16 protein-coding genes and 1 pseudogene are annotated in these 18,771 nt (G+C 70.7%); 10 read left to right on the top strand and 7 right to left on the bottom strand.

The window, feature by feature from the left end:
- Positions 1–31 precede the first annotated feature (31 nt).
- Positions 32–1,258 carry a fumarylacetoacetase gene (fahA, locus tag QMK30_RS23120; RefSeq protein WP_283520211.1) on the bottom strand — a complete coding sequence of 409 codons (1,227 nt, stop codon included), beginning with the start codon at positions 1,256–1,258 and terminating at the stop codon, positions 32–34.
- Positions 1,259–1,433: 175 nt separating this feature from the next.
- On the opposite strand from fahA, the gene QMK30_RS23115 reads away from it, so the two are divergent.
- Positions 1,434–2,735: a carboxylate--amine ligase gene (locus tag QMK30_RS23115; RefSeq protein ID WP_283520210.1), complete on the top strand. Its 1,302-nt coding sequence runs from the start codon at positions 1,434–1,436 to the stop codon at positions 2,733–2,735.
- Positions 2,736–2,761: 26 nt separating this feature from the next.
- Complete coding sequence (locus QMK30_RS23110; protein ID WP_283520209.1) at positions 2,762–3,961, top strand: NAD(P)-binding domain-containing protein; 1,200 nt, start codon at positions 2,762–2,764, stop codon at positions 3,959–3,961.
- Between the two features lie 81 nt (positions 3,962–4,042).
- On the opposite strand, the gene QMK30_RS23105 is transcribed toward QMK30_RS23110, so the two are convergent.
- Together QMK30_RS23105 and QMK30_RS23100 are read right to left on the bottom strand one after the other, a co-directional pair.
- Positions 4,043–6,046 (bottom strand): CocE/NonD family hydrolase, encoded by a 2,004-nt coding sequence (locus tag QMK30_RS23105; protein WP_283520208.1) that lies wholly within the window; start codon positions 6,044–6,046, stop codon positions 4,043–4,045.
- 70 nt (positions 6,047–6,116) lie between these two features.
- Positions 6,117–6,989, bottom strand: a pseudogene (locus QMK30_RS23100) (peptide MFS transporter); the annotation flags it as partial.
- A 156-nt stretch (positions 6,990–7,145) separates the two neighbouring features.
- On the opposite strand from QMK30_RS23100, the gene QMK30_RS23095 reads away from it, so the two are divergent.
- The 6 genes from QMK30_RS23095 to QMK30_RS23070 all read left to right on the top strand — a co-directional run bounded on the left by QMK30_RS23095 (position 7,146) and on the right by QMK30_RS23070 (position 13,478).
- Positions 7,146–8,156, top strand: coding sequence for a polyprenyl synthetase family protein (locus tag QMK30_RS23095; RefSeq protein WP_283520207.1), 1,011 nt, complete (start codon positions 7,146–7,148; stop codon positions 8,154–8,156).
- Positions 8,157–8,280: 124 nt separating this feature from the next.
- Positions 8,281–9,252, top strand: coding sequence for a CHRD domain-containing protein (locus QMK30_RS23090; protein ID WP_283520205.1), 972 nt, complete (start codon positions 8,281–8,283; stop codon positions 9,250–9,252).
- A 255-nt stretch (positions 9,253–9,507) separates the two neighbouring features.
- Positions 9,508–10,797, top strand: a complete 1,290-nt coding sequence (locus QMK30_RS23085) for a LolA family protein (protein ID WP_283520204.1) — start codon at positions 9,508–9,510, stop codon at positions 10,795–10,797.
- Positions 10,798–10,835: 38 nt separating this feature from the next.
- The gene (locus QMK30_RS23080) at positions 10,836–11,795 is read left to right on the top strand and encodes an ABC transporter ATP-binding protein (RefSeq protein ID WP_283520203.1); all 960 of its coding nucleotides are present in this window, start codon (positions 10,836–10,838) and stop codon (positions 11,793–11,795) included.
- Positions 11,782–12,672: an ABC transporter permease gene (locus QMK30_RS23075; RefSeq protein WP_283520202.1), complete on the top strand. Its 891-nt coding sequence runs from the start codon at positions 11,782–11,784 to the stop codon at positions 12,670–12,672. The genes QMK30_RS23080 and QMK30_RS23075 overlap by 14 nt, the downstream gene beginning before the upstream one ends.
- A 206-nt stretch (positions 12,673–12,878) precedes the next feature.
- The gene (locus QMK30_RS23070) at positions 12,879–13,478 is read left to right on the top strand and encodes a TetR/AcrR family transcriptional regulator (RefSeq protein WP_283520201.1); all 600 of its coding nucleotides are present in this window, start codon (positions 12,879–12,881) and stop codon (positions 13,476–13,478) included.
- Positions 13,479–13,499: 21 nt separating this feature from the next.
- On the opposite strand, the gene QMK30_RS23065 is transcribed toward QMK30_RS23070, so the two are convergent.
- Positions 13,500–14,807: a M28 family metallopeptidase gene (locus tag QMK30_RS23065; protein WP_283520200.1), complete on the bottom strand. Its 1,308-nt coding sequence runs from the start codon at positions 14,805–14,807 to the stop codon at positions 13,500–13,502.
- 255 nt (positions 14,808–15,062) lie between these two features.
- Positions 15,063–15,512 (bottom strand): VOC family protein, encoded by a 450-nt coding sequence (locus QMK30_RS23060; RefSeq protein WP_283520281.1) that lies wholly within the window; start codon positions 15,510–15,512, stop codon positions 15,063–15,065.
- A gap of 37 nt (positions 15,513–15,549) precedes the next feature.
- On the opposite strand from QMK30_RS23060, the gene QMK30_RS23055 reads away from it, so the two are divergent.
- The gene (locus QMK30_RS23055) at positions 15,550–16,188 is read left to right on the top strand and encodes a CGNR zinc finger domain-containing protein (protein WP_283520199.1); all 639 of its coding nucleotides are present in this window, start codon (positions 15,550–15,552) and stop codon (positions 16,186–16,188) included.
- Positions 16,189–16,201: 13 nt separating this feature from the next.
- Here QMK30_RS23055 and rarD read toward each other — a convergent pair whose 3' ends face one another.
- Together rarD and QMK30_RS23045 are read right to left on the bottom strand one after the other, a co-directional pair.
- Positions 16,202–17,203, bottom strand: coding sequence for an EamA family transporter RarD (rarD, locus tag QMK30_RS23050; protein ID WP_283520198.1), 1,002 nt, complete (start codon positions 17,201–17,203; stop codon positions 16,202–16,204).
- Positions 17,204–17,379: 176 nt separating this feature from the next.
- The gene (locus QMK30_RS23045) at positions 17,380–18,240 is read right to left on the bottom strand and encodes an SDR family oxidoreductase (RefSeq protein WP_283520197.1); all 861 of its coding nucleotides are present in this window, start codon (positions 18,238–18,240) and stop codon (positions 17,380–17,382) included.
- A gap of 92 nt (positions 18,241–18,332) precedes the next feature.
- Here QMK30_RS23045 and QMK30_RS23040 point away from each other — a divergent pair, with 92 nt between their 5' ends.
- Positions 18,333–18,728, top strand: coding sequence for a winged helix-turn-helix transcriptional regulator (locus tag QMK30_RS23040; protein ID WP_283520196.1), 396 nt, complete (start codon positions 18,333–18,335; stop codon positions 18,726–18,728).
- Positions 18,729–18,771 lie beyond the last annotated feature (43 nt).

The raw sequence follows: 18,771 nt of genomic DNA, 5'->3' as shown, positions 1-18,771 counted from the left end.
AGTTCCTCGGGGAGGGAGAGGACGGTCGGCATCAGACTGCCGGCCTGATGCGCCCGGACACCTCGCCCAGGCCCACCCGCGTGCCGTGTGCGCCCGGCGCCCACGCCGTCAGAGTGACCTCGTCGCCGTCCTCCAGGAACGTGCGCTTGCCGTTGGTCAGGTCGAGCGGGTCACGCCCGTTCCAGGTCAGCTCCAGGAGGGAGCCGCGCTGTTCGGCGGCCGGGCCGCTGACCGTGCCCGAGCCGTACAGGTCGCCCGTGCGCAGCGACGCGCCGTTGGCCGTCATCTGGGCCAGTTGCTGGGCGGCCGTCCAGTACATGGTGGAGAAGGGGGGCTCGGCGACCACCTCGCCGTTGATCCGCACCTCGATACGGATGTCGAAGCCGCCGGGCTCCTCCTCGTCCGCGTCGTCCAGATAGGGCAGCAGCGGGAAGTCCCGGGCGGGCGGCGCGACATGGGCCGCCTCCAGCGCCTCCAGCGGGGTCACCCACGCCGATACGGACGTCGCGAAGGACTTGCCGAGGAACGGGCCGAGCGGCACGTACTCCCAGGCCTGGATGTCCCGCGCCGACCAGTCGTTGAGGAGGGACAGGCCGAAAACGTGCTCCCGGAAGTCGCTGAGCGCGACGGGTGCGCCCTGCTCGGAGGGGGTGCCGACGACAAAGCCGACCTCCGCCTCGATGTCGAGCTTGATGGACGGGCCGAAGACGGGCGCCGGGTCGGCCGGGGCCTTGCGCTGGCCCGACGGGCGCACCACGTCCGTGCCGGAGACGACGACGGTGCCGGACCGGCCGTGGTAACCGATCGGCAGATGCTTCCAGTTGGGCGTCAGCGCGTCCCCGTCCGGCCGGAAGATCCTCCCGACGTTGGTGGCGTGGTGCTCGCTCGCGTAGAAGTCGACGTAGTCCGCGACGTCGTACGGCAGGTGCAGCGTGACGTTCGTGAGGGGGTGCAGCAGGGGCTCGATCTCGGCGCGGTGCGCCGGGCTCGTCACCCAGGCGGTCAGCGCGCGGCGCACGTCGCGCCACGCGGTGCGGCCCGCGGCAAGCAGCGGATTGAGGGTGGGCCGGGCGAGCAGCGCGGCGTACGGCGAGCCAAGGACGAGCGCGGCCGCTCCCACGTCCAGCACATGGCCGCCGATACGGACGCCGACCCGGCGGCGCTCTGGCTCGTCCGGGGTGGAGAAGACGCCGTACGGGAGGTTGTGCGGGCCGAAGAGGTCGCCTTCGGCCAGGTCGAGCGCGGTTTGCTCGGGCATCGGTGCTGCCTCGCTTTCCAGGTCGTGAGAGGAACACGTTACGTGGCTGTCGCCCGGCATGGCAGTGCCTAAAGAGTTCGCAATGTCCGGAAAAGCCTTGCTGGAATGCGGAATTCCGGCTTAGCGTCCTTTGGGGCAATGGGCAGGGGTGGGCCATGCCCGCTAGGGGGGACAGGTGGCGAGCCGGAGCGCGTTACTCACGGCTGACCGGGACGTACCCGGGCTGATCGTGAAGATCGGGAACTATCCGCTGCACCATGGCGGGGTGGGGGCGATCCGCAGTCTGGGGCGACTCGGTGTGCCCATGTACGCGATCACCGAGGACCGGTGGACCCCGGCGGCACGCTCCCGCTATCTGGAGCGCGCCTTCGTCTGGCCGACCACCGGCACGGAGGACCCCGAGCGACTGGTGGACGGACTGCTGCGGATCGGCCGCCAGATCGGCCGTCCGACGGTGCTGCTGCCCACCGACGAAGAGGCGGCCGTGCTGATCGCCGAGCACCAGGACGCCCTCGCGGGGCCCTTCCTCTTTCCGCGCGTCGACGCGCCGTTGCCGCGCAGGCTCGCCAGCAAGCAGGGGCTGCACGAGCTGTGTGTCGAGCACGGGGTGCCGTCGCCCGCCGCGGTGTTTCCCGAGTCGTATGCCGATGTGGAGGCGTACGCCGCGGTGGCGCGGTTCCCGGTGGTGGCCAAGAACCGCGAGGCCTTCGTACGCCGCAGGCAGCCCGCGGTGAGTGGCACGACGCGCATAGCGGGGCCCGAGCAGCTGCTCGCGCTCGCGCGCGGCTGGGGCGAGCGTCCGGGCGTCATCCTGCAGGAGTATCTGCCGCGCGAGGAGGCGGAGGACTGGATCGTCCACGCCTACTTCGACGCGGACAGTACGGCGCTGGCGATGTTCACGGGGGTCAAGGTGCGGTCCTGGCCGCCGCACGCGGGGATGACGGCGAGTGCGTACGTCGTGGACAATCCCGAACTCGCCGAGATCGCGGCGCAGTTCATCAAGCAGGTCGGTTTCAGCGGGGTGGTCGACCTCGATCTGCGCTTCGACCGGCGCGACGGGCAGTACAAGCTGCTCGACTTCAATCCGCGCATGGGCGCGCAGTTCCGGCTCTTCGAGAACGAGGCCGGGATCGACGTCGTACGGGCCCAGCATCTGCATCTGACCGGGCGCAAGGTCACGGAGGGTGAGCAGCGGGCCGGTCACCGGTACGTCGTGGAGAACATCGATCTGGCGGCTCTGGTCGCGTACCGCCGCAGCGGCTATACGACGCCGCACGCGCCCGCCCGCGCGGACAGCACGGAGCTGGCGTGGTTCGCGGCGGACGACATGGGGCCGTTCCTGACGATGCTGGCGCGGCTCGTGGGGCCGGGCGTCAAGCACCTCTACCAGATGTGGCGGGGCACGCGTCCCGCTCGCCGGGATCCCGCGGTCAAGGTGCGGCCGGCGAGCGACGGTGTCAGTGGCAAGGCCGAGTAATTGACACCCAGGGGAGGGGACTTTACGTGATCCGTCCGGTAGTGGTCATCGGGGCAGGGCCCTACGGCCTGTCCACCGCGGCCCATCTGCGGGCCCGCGGCATTCCGGTCCGCGTGTTCGGTTCACCGATGGTGAGCTGGCGCGAGAACATGCCCGCCGGGATGTTGCTCAAGTCGACGCCGGTGGCATCCAACATCGACGCCCCGCAGCCGGGCCACGATCTGATCGACTTCTGCGCGGAGACGGGCGAGCGGCGGTACGAGTCCGACTGGGACGTGATCCCGGTGGAGACGTTCGTGGAGTACGGGCAGTGGTTCGCCCGGAAGCTGCTGCCGGATCTGGAGCAGGTGCGCGTGGTGTCCGTGGACCGGTCGCGTGAGGGCTTCGAGCTGAAGCTCGACTCGGGCGAGCAGTTCGTGGCGCGGGCGGTCGTGGTGGCGACGGGCCTGGCGGGCCTGGCGCGGATGCCGCGCGAGCTGGCGTCGGCGGTGCCGGAAGGTCTTTCGGCGAACGGCCCGATCTCGCACGCCTCATTCCATCGCGACCTGTCGCGCTTCGCGGGGCAGGACGTCATCGTTGTGGGCGCCGGGCAGTCCGCGCTGGAGAACGCGGTGCTGTTGGCGGAGGCGGGTGCGGCGTCGGTGCGGATCGTGGCGCGGGGGCCGGGCGCGGTGTCCTTCGGAGACGCCCCCGACCGGCAGTCACGGCTGCGGCCCGAGTCGCCGTTCGGCCGGGCCTGGTCGCTGTACGCGCTGTCGTACCACGCCACGCATGTACGCCGCCTGCCCGCGCCCGCGCGCCACTACCTGGTGCGCCGGGTGCTGGGGCCGCTCGGCGCGTGGTGGCTGCGCGAGCGCTTCCTGGCGGGGCGGATCCAGGTGACGGACGGGCGCCGGATCGAGGGCGCGCGGGTGGAGGACGGCCGCCCGGTGCTGACGCTGAGCGGGGGGCGGGGCGCGCAGCGCGAGCTGTCCGCCGACCATGTGATGGCCGCGACGGGCTACCGGACGGACGTGGCGGCGCTGGACTTCCTCGGGCACGAGCTGCGGGCGGACCTGGCGGTGACGCGGGGGGCGCCGCGGCTGGACGCGGGGTACGGGTCGTCGGTGCGGGGCCTGCACTTCACGGGGTTGCCCGCGGCGGCTTCGTTCGGGCCGGTGATGCGGTTCGTGTGCGGCACGGAGTATGCGTCGCCTCGGGTTGCGGGGGCGGTGGCGCGGGGGTGAGGCGGGTGCGGGGGCGCGAGGCGGGGTGCGGGTAGTGGAACAGCCCGCCGCATGCGCCTCGCACCCTCACCCCCCGCACCCTCACCCCGCCGTGCGCGGAATCCGCTTTTCCCACGTCCGGTGGAAGACCACCTCGTTGCCCTCCCGGCACGTCACCTCGTTCGACGTGATGAAGTCCGCCGCGTCACAGGCGATCTCGGAACGCGTGGTGACGCGTACGTCCCAGCCCGTCTCCGGGCGGTGCAGCCGGATCGTCCAGTCCGAGCGGGTGCGCGCGCTCTGCGGGTCCGATTCGTGGATCGTGTACGTCTCCAGCGCGTCCTCGGTGAACTTGAGGCCGTCCGGGTAGACCCGGGTCCCCCCGTAACGCGGGTCGACCTCCATGCGCCATTCGCCGGCGGCCACATCGCGGGTGATGAGGCGTTCGGGGCGCTGGTCGGGGTTCTCGGGGAAGGCGACGGCCAGTGGGGTCGACTGCTCCGGCGGGGCGAAGGTGATCGAATCGTGGGTCGGGGTCCGGACCGGGAGCTCCAGGCTGCTGCCCGCCGGGTCGAGGGTGAAGCCCGCCGAGTCCGCCTGCGGCCAGATCCACGGCCAGTACGCCGACGAGACCGACAGCCGGATGCGGTGGCCGGGCGGGAAGCTGTGGCCGATGCCGTTCAGCTCGAAGGTGACGTCCTTGGTCGCGCCCAGCGGCCACGCGTCCGCCCGGTCGCGCCCGTTGCGCGCCGAGAGGTTGAGGACGCCCCTGGTGATCAGGGTCGAGGAGCCGTCCGGCGCCACGTCGCAGACCCGGGCGGCGGCCTGGCCGAACGGGACGCCCAGGGTCAGGCGCAGCCGGACCCTGGGGCGGCCCAGGATCTCGATGGCGCTCTCGCCCACCGGGAATTCGAAGCTCGCCGACTTCGCGTCCTCCTCCCGCTGGTCGGGCGGCAGGTCCGCGTCGTTGCCGAAGGGAAAGAAGCGGCCCGCGTCCAGGCCGGTGTGCTGCGGCGAGTCGACGACGATCGGGGCGCCCTGGAGGGCGAACGGGACGCTGGTGATGTGTGGCGACGGCCAGACCGCGTCGCCCACCCAGCGGCCAGGCAGCTCCTCGTACACCGTCCGCGGCGGATGCGACTCGCTGATCCAGGAGCGCAGCAGCGGCTCCGCCATGACGTCGGTGTCGTCGGAGTCCTTCAGCCAGTGGTCCCACCAGCGCAGCGTCTCCTGGAGGAAGCCGATGGCCGGTCCTGGCGGCCGCCCCCGGTCCGGGTACTGGTGCGACCACGGGCCGATCAGGCCCCGTACCCGGTTGGGATCCAGATGCTCGACCAGCCGCAGCGCCGTGTCGCGGTACGGGTCGTGCCAGCCGCCCACCGCGAGCACCGCCGCGTCGATCGCCCCGTAGTCCTCGCAGACGCTGCCGTGCTTCCAGTAGTCGTCGCGCGTCTGGTGCGTCAGCCAGGTGTGGATGAGGGGCTCGACCTTCTCCAGGCGGGTCAGCCACATGTCCCGCCAGGCGTCGCCCACCTGCGCCGGGTCGGGCGGGCGTGAGACGAAGGCGAGCATGGTCGCCGCCCAGGCGTGCATGTCCACGGCCAGTACGGAGCCGCCCATGTAGTGCACGTCGTTGTCGTAGCGGTCGTCCGAGGAGCAGACCGTGACGATCGCCTTGAGCGGCTCGGGGGCGAGCGCCGCGATCTGCAGGGAGTTGAAGCCGCCCCAGGAGATGCCGAACATGCCGACCTTGCCGGTGCACCAGGGCTGCTCGGCGAGCCAGTTCACCACCGCGACGCCGTCCGCCAGCTCCGTCGCGTCGTACTCGTCGCCCGGCATGCCCTCGCTGTTGCCGTGTCCGCGCACATCCACCCGCACCGAGGCGTAGCCGTGCCCCGCGTACCAGGGGTGGCGCTGCGCGTCACGCGGCGCGGTCCAGTCGCTCAGCCGGTACGGCAGGTATTCGAGCAGCGCCGGTACGGGCTCCTCGGTCACCGGACGCCAGATGCGGGCGTAAAGACGCGTCCCGTCGGGAAGCGGGATCCGTACGTCCTCCTGGGTCGTGGGGTACGGGAAGTCGGAAGCGGGACGGACATGGATCTGCATGGGTCACCTCAGTGGACGGGGTGCATGGTGGGCTTGAGCCAGGGGCGGCGGCGATCGCGGCCAGGCCGACCGCTACCGCGACGGCGCCGTTGACGCCGAAGTGCACGGGGTTCGACACCTCGCCGTACAACTTCACGACCTGCGCCTGGATGCCGTTGGCGAGGGCCGGCGACAGCGCGAGCAGAGTCGTTACGGCGGCGAAACCCAGGACCCCGGCGACGATCGGGCGTACGGCCCGGCGCATGCCGTCGGGCGGCAGCTTGAATTCGGCGGAGGCTTTGCGCCCGGCCAGGTGACGGCGGCCCATCACGTACTGGATCAGACCGAAGGTCATGCCGATCGCGGCGGCCGAGAAGCCCCAGTGCCAGCCCTTGTGGTCACCGAGCCAGCCGGTGACCAGCGGGCCGGCGAAGGCGCCGATGTTGATGCCCATGTAGTAAAGGGCGAAACCGGCGTCGCGGCGGTCGCCGGTGCGGTAGAGCCTGCCGACCATGCCGGCGACATTGGGCTTGAGCAGGCCCGTACCGGCGCTGATCAGGCCGAGCCCCGTCCAGGTCATGCCGTCGGTGGGGACGGCCATCGAATAGTGGCCGCAGGCGATGAGGACGCCGCCCCACAGCACGGCGCGGTAGGAGCCGAGGACGCGGTCGGCCAGCCAGCCACCGGCCACGGCGACCAGATAGACCATGGTTCCGTACGCCGCCGAGACCGAGGCGGCGGTTGCCGGATCCATGCCCATGCCGCCGTCGGAGACAGCGTCGGCGAAGTACAGGACGAGGGTGGCCTGCATGCCCAGGAACGAGAAACGTTCCCAGACCTCCAGGCCGGAGAGGGTCATCAGGCCACGCGGCTGCCCGAAGAAGGCGTGGTCGTCCTCGGGCGGTGGCTGGTCTGAGTCGGTGTCGGGCACAGTGCTGGACAAAGGGCCTACTCCTGGTCGCATGAGCTGAAAACGAACATACCGGGGCTCATCGGACTGCGCTCGGGGCGACGGGAAGGCGCTCTCGGTGATCGAAAGCTGACCGGATACGCTGACTTGAGTTGTGGACAGCGACAGATCGACAATCCGTGTGATCGTCAGCAGACAGGAGTAGCCCTCGTGACCGTCGTCGGGCCGTTCGGACTGAGCGTGCGGGACCAGGCTCTTGAGGCCGATGTGCAGGCCGGATTGGCGGCTGTCGAGGAGGGACTGCTCGACGCCACCAAGAGCGAGGTCCCCTTCATCACGGACGCCGCCCGGCACCTGGTGCGGGCGGGCGGCAAGCGGTTCCGTCCGCTCCTTGTCATGCTGGCCTCGCAGTTCGGTGATCCCCACGCGCCGGGCATCGTGCCCTCCGCCGTGGTCGTCGAGCTGACGCATCTGGCCACGCTGTACCACGACGACGTGATGGACGAGGCTGATGTGCGCCGCGGAGTGGCCAGCGCCAACGCGCGCTGGGGCAACTCGGTCGCGGTGCTCACCGGTGACTTCCTGTTCGCGCGGGCGTCGCACATACTGGCCGATCTCGGACTCGAAGCCGTGCGTGTCCAGGCGGAGGCGTTCGAACGCCTGGTCACCGGCCAGATCCTGGAGACGTCGGGGCCGCGCGACGGCCGCGACCCGGTTGATCACTACCTGGACGTCATCGCAGGCAAGACCGGCTCGCTCGTCGCGGTCTCCGGGCGATTCGGCGCGATCATGGCCGGCGCGGACGAGAGTGTCGTCGACATCCTGACGCAGTACGGCGAGCGGCTCGGCATCGCCTTCCAGCTCGCGGACGACCTGCTGGACATCTCCAGTGAGGGCCATGAGTCGGGCAAGACGCCCGGCACGGACCTGCGCGAGGGCATCCCCACGCTGCCGGTGCTGCACCTGAGGGCGCAGGCGGCGGCGCACGGGCGTCCGGGGGACGTGGAGCTGTGCGAGCTGCTCGACGGGGACCTCACGGACGACGCCAGGCTCACGGAGGTGCTGCGGCGCATGCGTGAGCACCCGGCCCTGGAGCAGGCGCGACGCGACACCGTGCGGTATGCGCAGGAGGCCCGCGACACACTGGCGCCGCTGCCCGAGTGCTATGCGAAGTCGGCTCTGGAGGAGCTGTGCGACACCGTGGTGCACCGCGCCGGATGACGTGACGCCGGGATGTGGCGCAGGTCACATCTTTGGGTTGAGTCCAGGCTGAGATCCGCTTCGTACGTATGCCCAGATGCCGTCGCAGGGGGCGATGGCACGGGATACGGGGAGAATTCCGGTCATGAGCGATATCGCGCAGCGACGACGTACCCGCAAGACCATCCTGATCGCCACCACCGCGGTCGCGGCCGCGGCGGGCGTCACGCTCGCCGCGCTGCCGGCCTTCGCCGACAGCGGCAGTACCAGCACCAGCACCCGTGGCGACGCCTCCTTCTTCGCGGCGAGCCTCAAGGGCGGCAACGAGGTGCCTGTGCCGGGCGGCCCGGCCGCGGGCGACAAGGACGGCGCCGCGCTGGAGTTCCTCAAGGTCGAGGGCAGCACGGTGTCCTTCGCTGTGAAGTGGCGCGGCGCCGACCGGCCGACCGCCCTGCACATCCACCAGGGCGGCAGGGGCGTCAACGGCGGCGTCAAGATCGACTTCACTGATCAGCTCGGCAAGAGCGAGAGCGGCAGGAGCAGGAGCCGCAGCCTCACCGGGTCCGTCGAGGTGAAGGACGCGGCGCTGCTGGACGCGTTCAAGGCCGGTCCTACGGGCTTTTACGCGAACCTCCACACCGCGGAGTTCCCGGGCGGCGCGGTACGCGGCCAGTTCCACAAGGTGACCAACGCCTTCGACTTCGGCCACGCGCTGAAGAGCGTCCAGGCCCCGGTGCTCAGGGGCAAGCAGATCTACGAGTGCAAGAAGCGCACGGACGGGAAGTTCTCGTTCCAGCAGCGCGATGTACGGGCCGTGCTGGCCGGCGGCATCGCCCACTCCTTCGTCGAGCCGAACTCGGGCACTCCCCAGTGGATCGCCCCGGACCGCAGCGCGGTCACCGGCGCGGTGATCTCCAGGACGCCCAACGGCGCCGCGAACATCCCCGAGCTGGACCTCCAGGCCCAGCAGTCGGGCAAGAAGCGCGGGCTGCTCGCGCACACCGGCGAGATCCTGCGGCTGAACACGGTGGGTGGCGTCGCGCCGGCCGGTAGCTGCACGGAGGGCTCGCTGGCCGCGGTCTCGTACCGGGCCGACTACGTCTTCATCCAGCGCTGACCGGGAGAACCGACCGCGTAGGGGCACGAGATAGATGCAAGGGGCACCGGTGTTTTCTCCTGCCCCGCGGGGGAGACGCCGGTGCTTTGTGTCATACCGCAGCAGTAGATGGAGTTGATCCCGGGGGCTGACGCTTCGCATCCGCCGATTTGGTCAGATTGGGACCACCACTCCCCACCAATTCGGGTGAGAATGGCGCCGCGGGGTGGACGAGTGCAACTGACGACGGCCGCCAACCACGGAGGTAGAGCACACATGGCACCGAACGACAGCGCGCAGCCCACCGAGGAGACCAAGGGCTTCGTGGCGAGCCGGCGCAAGGCCGCCCGCTACATCGTCCCGGTCGCGGTTGCGGGGGTGGCGGCGGCAACCATCGGGCTCGTACCGGCGCTAGCCAACTCCGGCGACCCCGACCTTCCGAAGATCTCCGCGCAGCAGCTGATCGAGAAGATCGCCGCGTCCGACACCCAGCGGCTCTCCGGCACCGTGAAGATCAGCACCGACCTGGGCATCCCCTCGCTGGGCGGCCTGGCCGAGGGCCTGGCGAGCGGCATGGGTCCCAAGGGCGGCGGCGAGGGTGCGTCGGCCGACCCCAAGGACAAGCTGATGGAGCTGGCCTCCGGCACGCACACGCTGCGTGTCGCGGCGGACGGCCCTGACAAGCAGCGGGTGTCGATCCTCGACGACGCCGCCGAGTACAGCCTCATTCACAACGCCGGCGAGGTCTGGGCGTACGACAGTGCCTCGAACGAGGCCTTCCACGCGAAGGCGCCCAAGGATGCCGGTAAGGATTCCGGTAAGCAGGAGAAGCTGCCCGAGGGCGTCCCGACCACCCCGAAGGCACTCGCGGAAGAGGTCCTGAAGGCCGCGGACGACACCACATCGGTGACCGTCGACGGCACGACGCAGGTCGCGGGCCGCGACGCGTACCAGCTGCTCATCAAGCCCAAGGGGTCCGGCTCCACGATCGGCGCCATCAGGATCGCGGTCGACGCTGACAACGGCGTACCGCTGAAGTTCACGCTCTCGCCGAGCAGCGGCGGCAAGGCCGCGATCGACGCGGGCTTCACCAAGGTCGACTTCGGAAAGCCGTCCGCGGACACCTTCAAGTTCAGCCCGCCCAAGGGCGCGAAGGTGACCGAGGCCGACGAGGGCAAGGAGCAGGGCAAGGGCGACAAGGGCTTTGAGGAGTTCGAGAAGGAGTTCGACGGCGGCAAGGGCGGCCTGCCCTCCGGCCTCGATGACCTTCAGGGGCTGAACGTCCTCGGCGAGGGCTGGTCCTCGGTCGCCGTGATCAAGTCGCCTGCGGGCGAAGGCGCGACGGCGCCCAAGGCCGAGGGCAAGGCCGGTGAGAAGGGTGGCGACCTGCCGCCCGAGGCCGAGCAGTTCATGGACGCGCTGGGCGACAAGGTGTCCGGCAAGTTCGGCACGGGCACGATCTTCTCGACCCGCCTGGTCAACGCCCTGATGACGGACGACGGCACGGTGTACGTCGGCGCGGTCACCAAGGACGCCCTGGTGAAGGCCGCCAACGAGGCCAGGTAATCGGCACATGGGGCCGGGAACCGGGAGCAGGTAGGTAGATGGAAGAGCTGTCCGCCGCAGGTGGGGCCGTGATCGATACCCGCGGGCTCACCAAGCGTTTCCGCGGCGGGCAGCTCGCCGTCGACGGCCTCGACCTCACCGTCCCGGCCGGCAGCGTGTTCGGCTTCCTCGGGCCCAACGGCTCGGGGAAGACGACCACCATCCGGATGCTGATGGGCCTGATCGAGCCGACGTCGGGCACGGCGACGATGCTCGGCAGGCCCGTGCCGCGCCACGTGCGCGCGGTGCTTCCCGAGGTGGGCGCGCTCATCGAGGGGCCCGCGCTGTACGGCTTTCTGTCCGGGCGCGACAACCTCACTCGATACGACTCCGCCGACCCGGCCGCCGACCCCCGCACCCGGAAGATCAGGGTCGCGGCGGCGCTCGACCGGGTGGGGCTCACGGCGGCCGGGTCCAAGAAGGCCAAGGCGTACTCGCTGGGGATGAAGCAGCGGCTCGGGCTCGCTTCCGCGCTGCTCCAGCCCCGCAGACTGCTCGTACTCGACGAGCCGACCAACGGCCTGGACCCGCAGGGCATGCGGGAAATCCGTTCGCTGGTACGGGAGTTGGCGGCAGAGGGCACCACGGTCTTTCTCTCCTCGCACCTGCTCGACGAGATCGAGCAGGTCTGCACCCATGCGGCGGTGATGGCTCAGGGGCGGCTGCTCGTCCAGGGCCCGGTCGCCGATCTCGCGGCCGGTGCGCGCGGGCGCCTCGCCGTCACCACCCCGGACGCGGCCGACGCGGCGCGGGTCCTCAAGGAGCTCGGCGTCACCGGGCTGGCCGTCGAAGAGGACCGGGTGACCGGCGAACCGCCCCCGGGAGACATGGAATTGGCGGACCTCAATGCCGCGCTGGTGCGGGCCGGGGTCCGGGTGCGATCCTTCGGGGTCGAGCGGGCCTCACTGGAGGACGCCTTCGTCGCGCTGACCGGGGAGGGCTTCGATGTCGCGGGCTGAGACGCCGCACCAGGGCCGCCGCACGGGCCGGAGCGCGCTGTGGACCCTCGGCCTCTTCCGGTCCGAGCTCACCCTCACCTTCCGGCGCTGGCGCACGCTCGCGCTGCTCGCGGTGCTGGCCGCCGTGCCCGTACTGATCGGCATCGCCGTGAAGATCGAGACGAGCGACGGCTCCTCGATCGGCAGCGGTGGCGGCGGCGGAGAGGGCCCCGCCTTCCTCACCCAGATCACCAACAACGGTCTGTTCCTGGTCTTCGCGGCGCTCGCCGCGACCCTGCCGGTGTTCCTGCCGATGGCCGTCGGCGTCGTCGCGGGCGACTCGGTCGCGGGGGAGGCGAACGCCGGGACACTGCGCTATCTGCTGGTCGCCCCGGCCGGCCGCACCCGTCTGCTGCTCGCCAAGTACACGGCCGCCATGGCCTTTTGCCTGGTCGCGACCCTGGTGGTGGCGGCATCCGCGCTGGTCACCGGCGCGTTGCTCTTCCCGCTCGGTGACGTCACGACCATTTCGGGGACGCAGATCAGCTTCGGCGAAGGCATGGCGCGGGCGGTGCTGATCGCGGCCGTCGTGGCCGCCTCACTGACCGGGCTCGCGGCCCTCGGCCTGTTCATCTCGACCCTCACCGGCAGTGGCATCGCGGCGATGGCGGCGACGGTCGGACTGCTGATCACGGTGCAGATCCTGGACACGATCCCGCAGTCGCACGCGATCCACCCGTATCTCTTCCCGCACTACTGGCTGTCCTTCACGGACCTGCTGCGCGAGCCGGTCTACTGGGACGAGGTGCTGAAGAACCTGGGGCTCCAGGGGCTGTACGTGGCGGTGTTCGGCTCCGCGGCCTGGGCGCGCTTCTCGACGAAGGACATCACGGCCTGAGAGTCCCCGGCCGGGCCTGAGATCGCCGCGCGCAGGCCCGAGGACAAGGCAGGGGCCCCGCTGCGACGCGGGGCCCCGTACGGGATGCCGTCGAGCTGTCCCCCGACTCGGCTCGACACGACACGTACCGTTTCCTCAGGGCATTGTTCGGGTTCGGACGAAGGGCTGTCAACACGGACCGTTTCGTACCGCCCTATGCTCACCGAATGGCCACACCAGGTAGTCCGTCGGGCCCGCCCAACCCGCAGCGCCGCAGCGAGAAGTCGCGACTGGCGATCCTCACCGCGGCCCTGGAGCTGTGCGCGGAGAAGGGGTACGGCGGCGTCACGATCGAGGCGATCGCGGCGCACGCCGGGGTGAGCAAGAAGACCATCTACCGCTGGTGGCCGTCCAAGGGCGCGGTGGTGCTCGAATCCGTGACGGACGGGGTGGAGGGCGGCACACCGTTCATCGACACCGGCGATCTCGCGGCCGATCTGCGGACGCACATGACTGGTCTCGCGGTGCGGTTCGCCACCGCGCCGTACGGCCCCGCGTACGCCGGCATCCTCTCCGAGGTGCTGCACGACGACGCACTGGCGCGGACGCTCAACGAGCAGTTGATCTCGCAGCGCTTCGCCGCGGCGAAGGACCGGCTGCGCAGCGCGCAGTTACAGGGCGAACTGCCGGAGGACACCGACCTCGAACTGGCCGCGGAGATGCTCTACGGCCCGCTCTACTACCGCTATGTCCTCCGGCAGTCACTGCACACTCCCGCGCGTATCGCGGAGCTGATCGACCATGTCCTGCGTGCTTTCAGGCCCTGAGCGCTCCGGGGCCCGGGTGCCTCAGAACGTGAGCTTCCAGCTGTCGATGTAGCCGGTGTCCTGCGCGGCCACGTCCTGGGCGCGCAGCTTCCAGATCCCGTTGGCCGGCTCGCTCGACGCGTTCACCGTGTAGGTGGTGATGACGTTGTCCGCCGAGTCGTTGCTGCTGGAGTCCTTCAGCCGGTACGCCGTTCCGTCGGGCGCGACCAGGTCGAGCACCACATCGCCGCGCCAGGTGTGCTTGACGTCCACGCCGACCTTGAGCGCGGTGGGAGCGTTGCCCGTGCGGCCGGCGATGGTGACGGGCGAGGTGACGGCCGCGCCGTTGTCGGGAATGGCGACGTCGGTGGTGTTCTCGGTGGACTCACCGGGCGGTGTGGTCGGCTCGGTGCCCAGCGTCCAGATCGCGTGGGCGATCGCGTCGCTGTTGCGGTCCAGCGCGGTGTCGTTGATGTTCGCGGTGGTGTCGCACGACGAGTGGTAGCAGCGGTCGAAGGCCTGGCCCGCGGTACCGCCCCACTTCTGCGCCTGGGCGCTCGACTTCGTACGGCTCGCGCCGGTGAAGAGGCCGCCCACCGGGATGCCGACGTTCTTGAAGCTGGCGTGGTCCGAGCGGCCGTCGCCCTCGGTCTCGATCTCGGTCGGGACGCCGAGGCCGGTGTAGAAGTCCTTGAAGGTCTTCTCGATGGCCGGGTCGTCGTCGTAGACGAAGTAGCCGGGGTTCGGCGAGCCGATCATGTCGAAGTTCAGGTATCCGGAGAACTTCGTACGCTCGGTGCTCGGCAGTTGGTTGACGTAGTACTTCGAGCCCACGAGCCCGAGCTCCTCCGCGCCCCACCAGCCGAACCGCAGATGTTTCGTGGGCTTGAGCTGGGCGCGGGAGACGGCGAGCGCGGTCTCAAGGACGGCGGCCGAGCCGGTCCCGTTGTCGTTGATCCCGGCGCCCGAGGTGACCGAGTCGAGGTGCGCGCCGGCCATCAGGACCTGGTTCGCGTCACCGCCGGGCCAGTCGGCGATCAGGTTGTAGCCGGTCGCGCCGCTGGAGGTGAACTGCTGCACGGAGGTGGTGAATCCGGCGGCGTCCAGCTTGGCCTTCACATAGTCGATGGACGCCTTGTAACCGGGCCTGCCGTGCGCGCGGTTGCCGCCGTTGGCGGTGGCTATCGACTGGAGCTGGTTGAGGTGCGCCTTGACGTTGGCTATCGGTATGTCGGGGGCGGCGAGCGCGGCCCGCGGGGCGGCGGAAGCCGACGGCGCGGTGGCGGCGAGCAGTCCGGCGAGCGCGAGTACGGCCGCGGCGGCGGTGCGTCTGGACGTGGAGAGATTCATGTGGGGGCTCCGGATTCCGTGGGGACAGGACGGAACGTGCGAGACGCCCCGCGATGGGTGTGACGCGGGGCGTAGGAGCTGTACTGAAGCTGGTGGTGCGCTGTGCGTGCTGCATGTTCGGCGCGGGCCCGATGCCCAGTCAAGAGCGGAAACCGGTCACTGGTGTTCGTATACCGGGACTGTGTGCGTTTTCAGCGGACGGCCGGGGCTCCGGCGGACGTGTCCAGTGGCCCGCCGGGGCCCCGGTGCACGCCTTCAGTGGAGGCAGAACTCGTTGTCCTCGGGATCGGCCATGACGAGCCACTCCCCGCCCGGCTCCTTGACGTGGTGCAGGACGCTCGCGCCGAGCCCTTCCAGGCGCGTGACTTCGGCCTCCCGGGTGCCCTGGGCGGTGTGCACGTCGATGTGGAGCCGGTTCTTGCCGGTCTTCACCTCCGGCACGTGCTGGAACAGCAGGCGGCGGCCGAGGCCCGTGCCGCTGTCCGCGTCGTACGGGTCGTCCGGATGCCGGACGGCGACCAGTTCGCGCCATGCGCGGCGGCCGTGGAATTCCACCGTTGCTTCGGGCGGTGCGGCGCCGATGCCGAGCAGGCGCTCGATGAGGCCGCTGTTGTCCTCCACCTGGTAGCCGAGGGTCGCGGCCCAGAAGTCGGCTTGGGCGTGCGGGTCGGCGGCGTCGATGACGAGTTTCCAGTGCAGTGTCATGTCAACCACTTGTACTGGTTACGTGATGGAGGCCGCAATGGACACGCCAGGACTGACCCTGCGTGCGCCGGAGGGCCGCCCGTTCGTCTTCGATCCCGGCGCGCTCTGCCTGGAGCTGCTGCCGACCGGCGGCCCCGGTGCCTACGCCCGGTACGAGGTCCTGCACACCCCCGCCGACCTGGTGCGCTGGGCGCGGGAGAGTCGGCTGCCCGGCGGGCTCGATGTGCTGGTGAGCGAGGCGGAGCTGGTGGACGCGCGGGCGCTGCGCGACGCGCTGTGGCGGCTGGCCGAGGACCGCGCGCACGGCCGCGCCCTGTCCTTGGCCGACCTGGATGTGCTCAATGCGCGGGCGGCGCGGGCGGCGTTGGTCGCCCGTATCGGCCCGTCTGCCGACGCGGGTGCCGGCGGTGGTGCGGCGCGCGGGTGGGCGCCGGGGGCGACCGGGGAGCAGCTGCTCTCGACGGTGGCGCGCGACGCGATCGACCTGTTCACGGGCGCGTTCGCGCACCGCGTCCGGATCTGCGGCGCCCACGACTGCGCGCTGCTCTTCGTCGACACCTCCCGCCCGGGACGGCGCCGCTGGTGCGCGATGGGGCGTTGCGGAAACCGCCACAAGGTGCGGGCCCACCGGGCCCGCCGGATCGACCGGAGTGACCCGAACGGCGCGGAGAGCTGATGCCTGCTGGACGTTACGTCGCCGGTTCGCGCGGCGGTGTGACCACGGCCTCGGGGCCGGCCGCGGAGACGGTGTCGGCGAGCGCGGCGGTGGCCGCCCGCGCCGTCCGCAGCCGTACCGCGTCCGCCCTGGTGCGTCGCGCCGTACGCAGCGCGTCCCAGGTCAGGACGGCCAGCGCCACCCAGACCAGGGCGAAGCCCGCCCAGCGCTCGGGCGGCATGGCCTCGTGGAAGTACGTGATGCCCAGGACGAATTGGAACACCGGCGCGAGGTACTGCAGCAGCCCCAGCGTCGACAGCGGCACCCTGATCGCCGCCGCGCCGAAGCAGACCAGCGGGACGGCCGTCACCAGCCCGGTCGCGGCCAGCAGCGCCGCATGGCCCGTGCCCTCCGTGCCGAAGGTGGAGCCGCCCTGCGATCCGGTCCAGAGCAGGTAGCCGAGCGCGGGCAGGAAGAGGATCGCGGTCTCGGCGGAGAGCGACTCCACCCCGCCGAGGTTGACCTTCTTCTTGACCAGGCCGTACGTCGCGAACGAGAACGCCAGCGTCAGCGAGATCCACGGCGGCTGCCCGTACCCGATGGCCAGCACGAGCACGGCCGCGAAGCCGATGCCGACGGCGATCCACTGGGCGGGCCGCAGCCGTTCCTTGAGGAGCAGGACGCCCATGGCGATGGTGACCAGCGGATTGATGAAGTAGCCGAGGGAGGCCTCGACGACATGGCCGTTGTTGACGGACCAGATGTACAGGCCCCAGTTGACCGTGATGACGGCCGCGGCGACGGCTATCAGCGCCAGCCGGCGGGGCTGGCGTATCAGCTCGCCGACCCAAGCCCAGCGGCGCAGCGCCAGCAGTGCGATGGCGACGACGGCCAGCGACCAGACCATGCGGTGAGCGAGGATCTCCAGCGCGCCGGACGGCTTGAGCAGCGGCCAGAACAGTGGGACGAGCCCCCACATCGCATAGGCGCCCAAGCCGTACAGCAGGCCGGTCCGCTGCTCGCTGATCGTCTTCATTGAGTCTCCCGCCCCGCACCCGTTGTCGCGTCGACGGTAACGCCGCCCCGGCCAGCCTGTCATGTCCGTATCGCATGACGGTCATGACAGGGGAGCCGATGGTGACGCGGGTCATATCGGGCGGGTCGGTACCGGTACTGGGATGCGGCGCGCGGGCCGCTCCCGGTGCGCGGGGGTCAGGCGAGAGCGGTGGCGATGGATGTCGCGAGCGGGGTGGTGGGCCGGTCGATGAGCCGCGCCAGATCGCCGCTCGTCCCGGCGAGCAGCCCCCGCGCGATCGCTTCGTCCACGTCCACGAGGATCGTGGCGAAGCCCTCGGGGAGTCCGGCTCCGACCAGGATCCGCTGGTGCTCGGCGGCCGGGACGGCGTTGTACGAGACGGCCTTGCCCGAAGCCTCAGCGACCTCGGCCGCGTACTCGCCGAAGCTCCAGGCGACGTCGCCGCTCAGCTCGTACGCGCGCCCCAGGTGCGTGTCGCTGTCGCCGACCAGGACGGCGGCCGCGGCGGCGGCGAAGTCGGCGCGGGTGGCGGAGGCGACCCGGCCCTCGCCCGCGTTGGTGACGACGGCGCCGTGCTCAAGGACCACACCCAGCTGGTCCGTGTAGTTCTCGGTGTACCAGCCGTTGCGCAGGAAGGTGTACGGCAGCCCCGAGTCGAGGATCAGCTGCTCGGTGACCTTGTGCTCGTCGGCCAGCAGGAAGTCGGCGTCGGGCCCGCCGAGGACGCCCGTGTACGCGAGCTGCGCCACCCCTGCCGCCTTCGCCGCGTCGATCACCGCGGTGTGCTGCGGGACGCGCTGTCCGACCTCGCTGCCGGAGATCAGCAGGACGCGGTCCCCGGGGCGGAAGGCGCCGGCCAGGGTCGCGGGCTCGCTGTAGTCCGCGATCCGGATCTCCACCCCGCGCGCCGCGAGGTCCGCCGCCTTCTCCTTGCTGCGTACGACGGCGGCGACGATGTTCGCCGGTACCTGGGCGAGCAGCTCGTCGATGACGAGACGGCCCAGGGCGCCGGTGGCTCCGGTGACGACAATGCTCATGGGGGTTTTCTCCTGTTCGCGGGGGTTCGAGAACTCACCCTACGGCAGGCGCTAACTGTGAGTAAGTACCCACTTTGAAGTAAGGTACCCACATGGCAGTAAGCGGAGAAGTGGGTACGGGAGCGAGCAGAGGCCCCGACGTCAACCATGCGGGCTGCCCCTCGCGGGTCGTGCTTGAGCACGTCACCAGCCGCTGGGGCGTGCTGGTGCTCGCCGCCCTGCTGGAGCGTTCGTACCGCTTCAGCGAGCTGCGCCGCGAGATCGGCGGGGTGAGCGAGAAAATGCTGGCTCAGACCCTCCAGACGCTGGAGCGCGACGGCTTCGTCGACCGCGACGCCAAGCCCGTGATCCCGCCCCGCGTCGACTACGCGCTGACGGAGCTGGGCCGGGAGGCGGCCGACCAGGTCTGGGGGCTGGCGCGCTGGACCGAGCGGCGGATGGACCTGGTGCTCCGGGCGCGGGAGACGTACGACGAGGCCCGGCCCTGAAGTGCGCCCGGGGCCGGGCCTCGCAAGGGGACGTGGGTGACAG

Source organism: Streptomyces sp. H27-C3 (genome assembly GCF_030063415.1).
In the GTDB taxonomy this organism is placed as follows: domain Bacteria; phylum Actinomycetota; class Actinomycetes; order Streptomycetales; family Streptomycetaceae; genus Streptomyces.
This window is presented reverse-complemented; position numbering and strand designations above follow the sequence as displayed.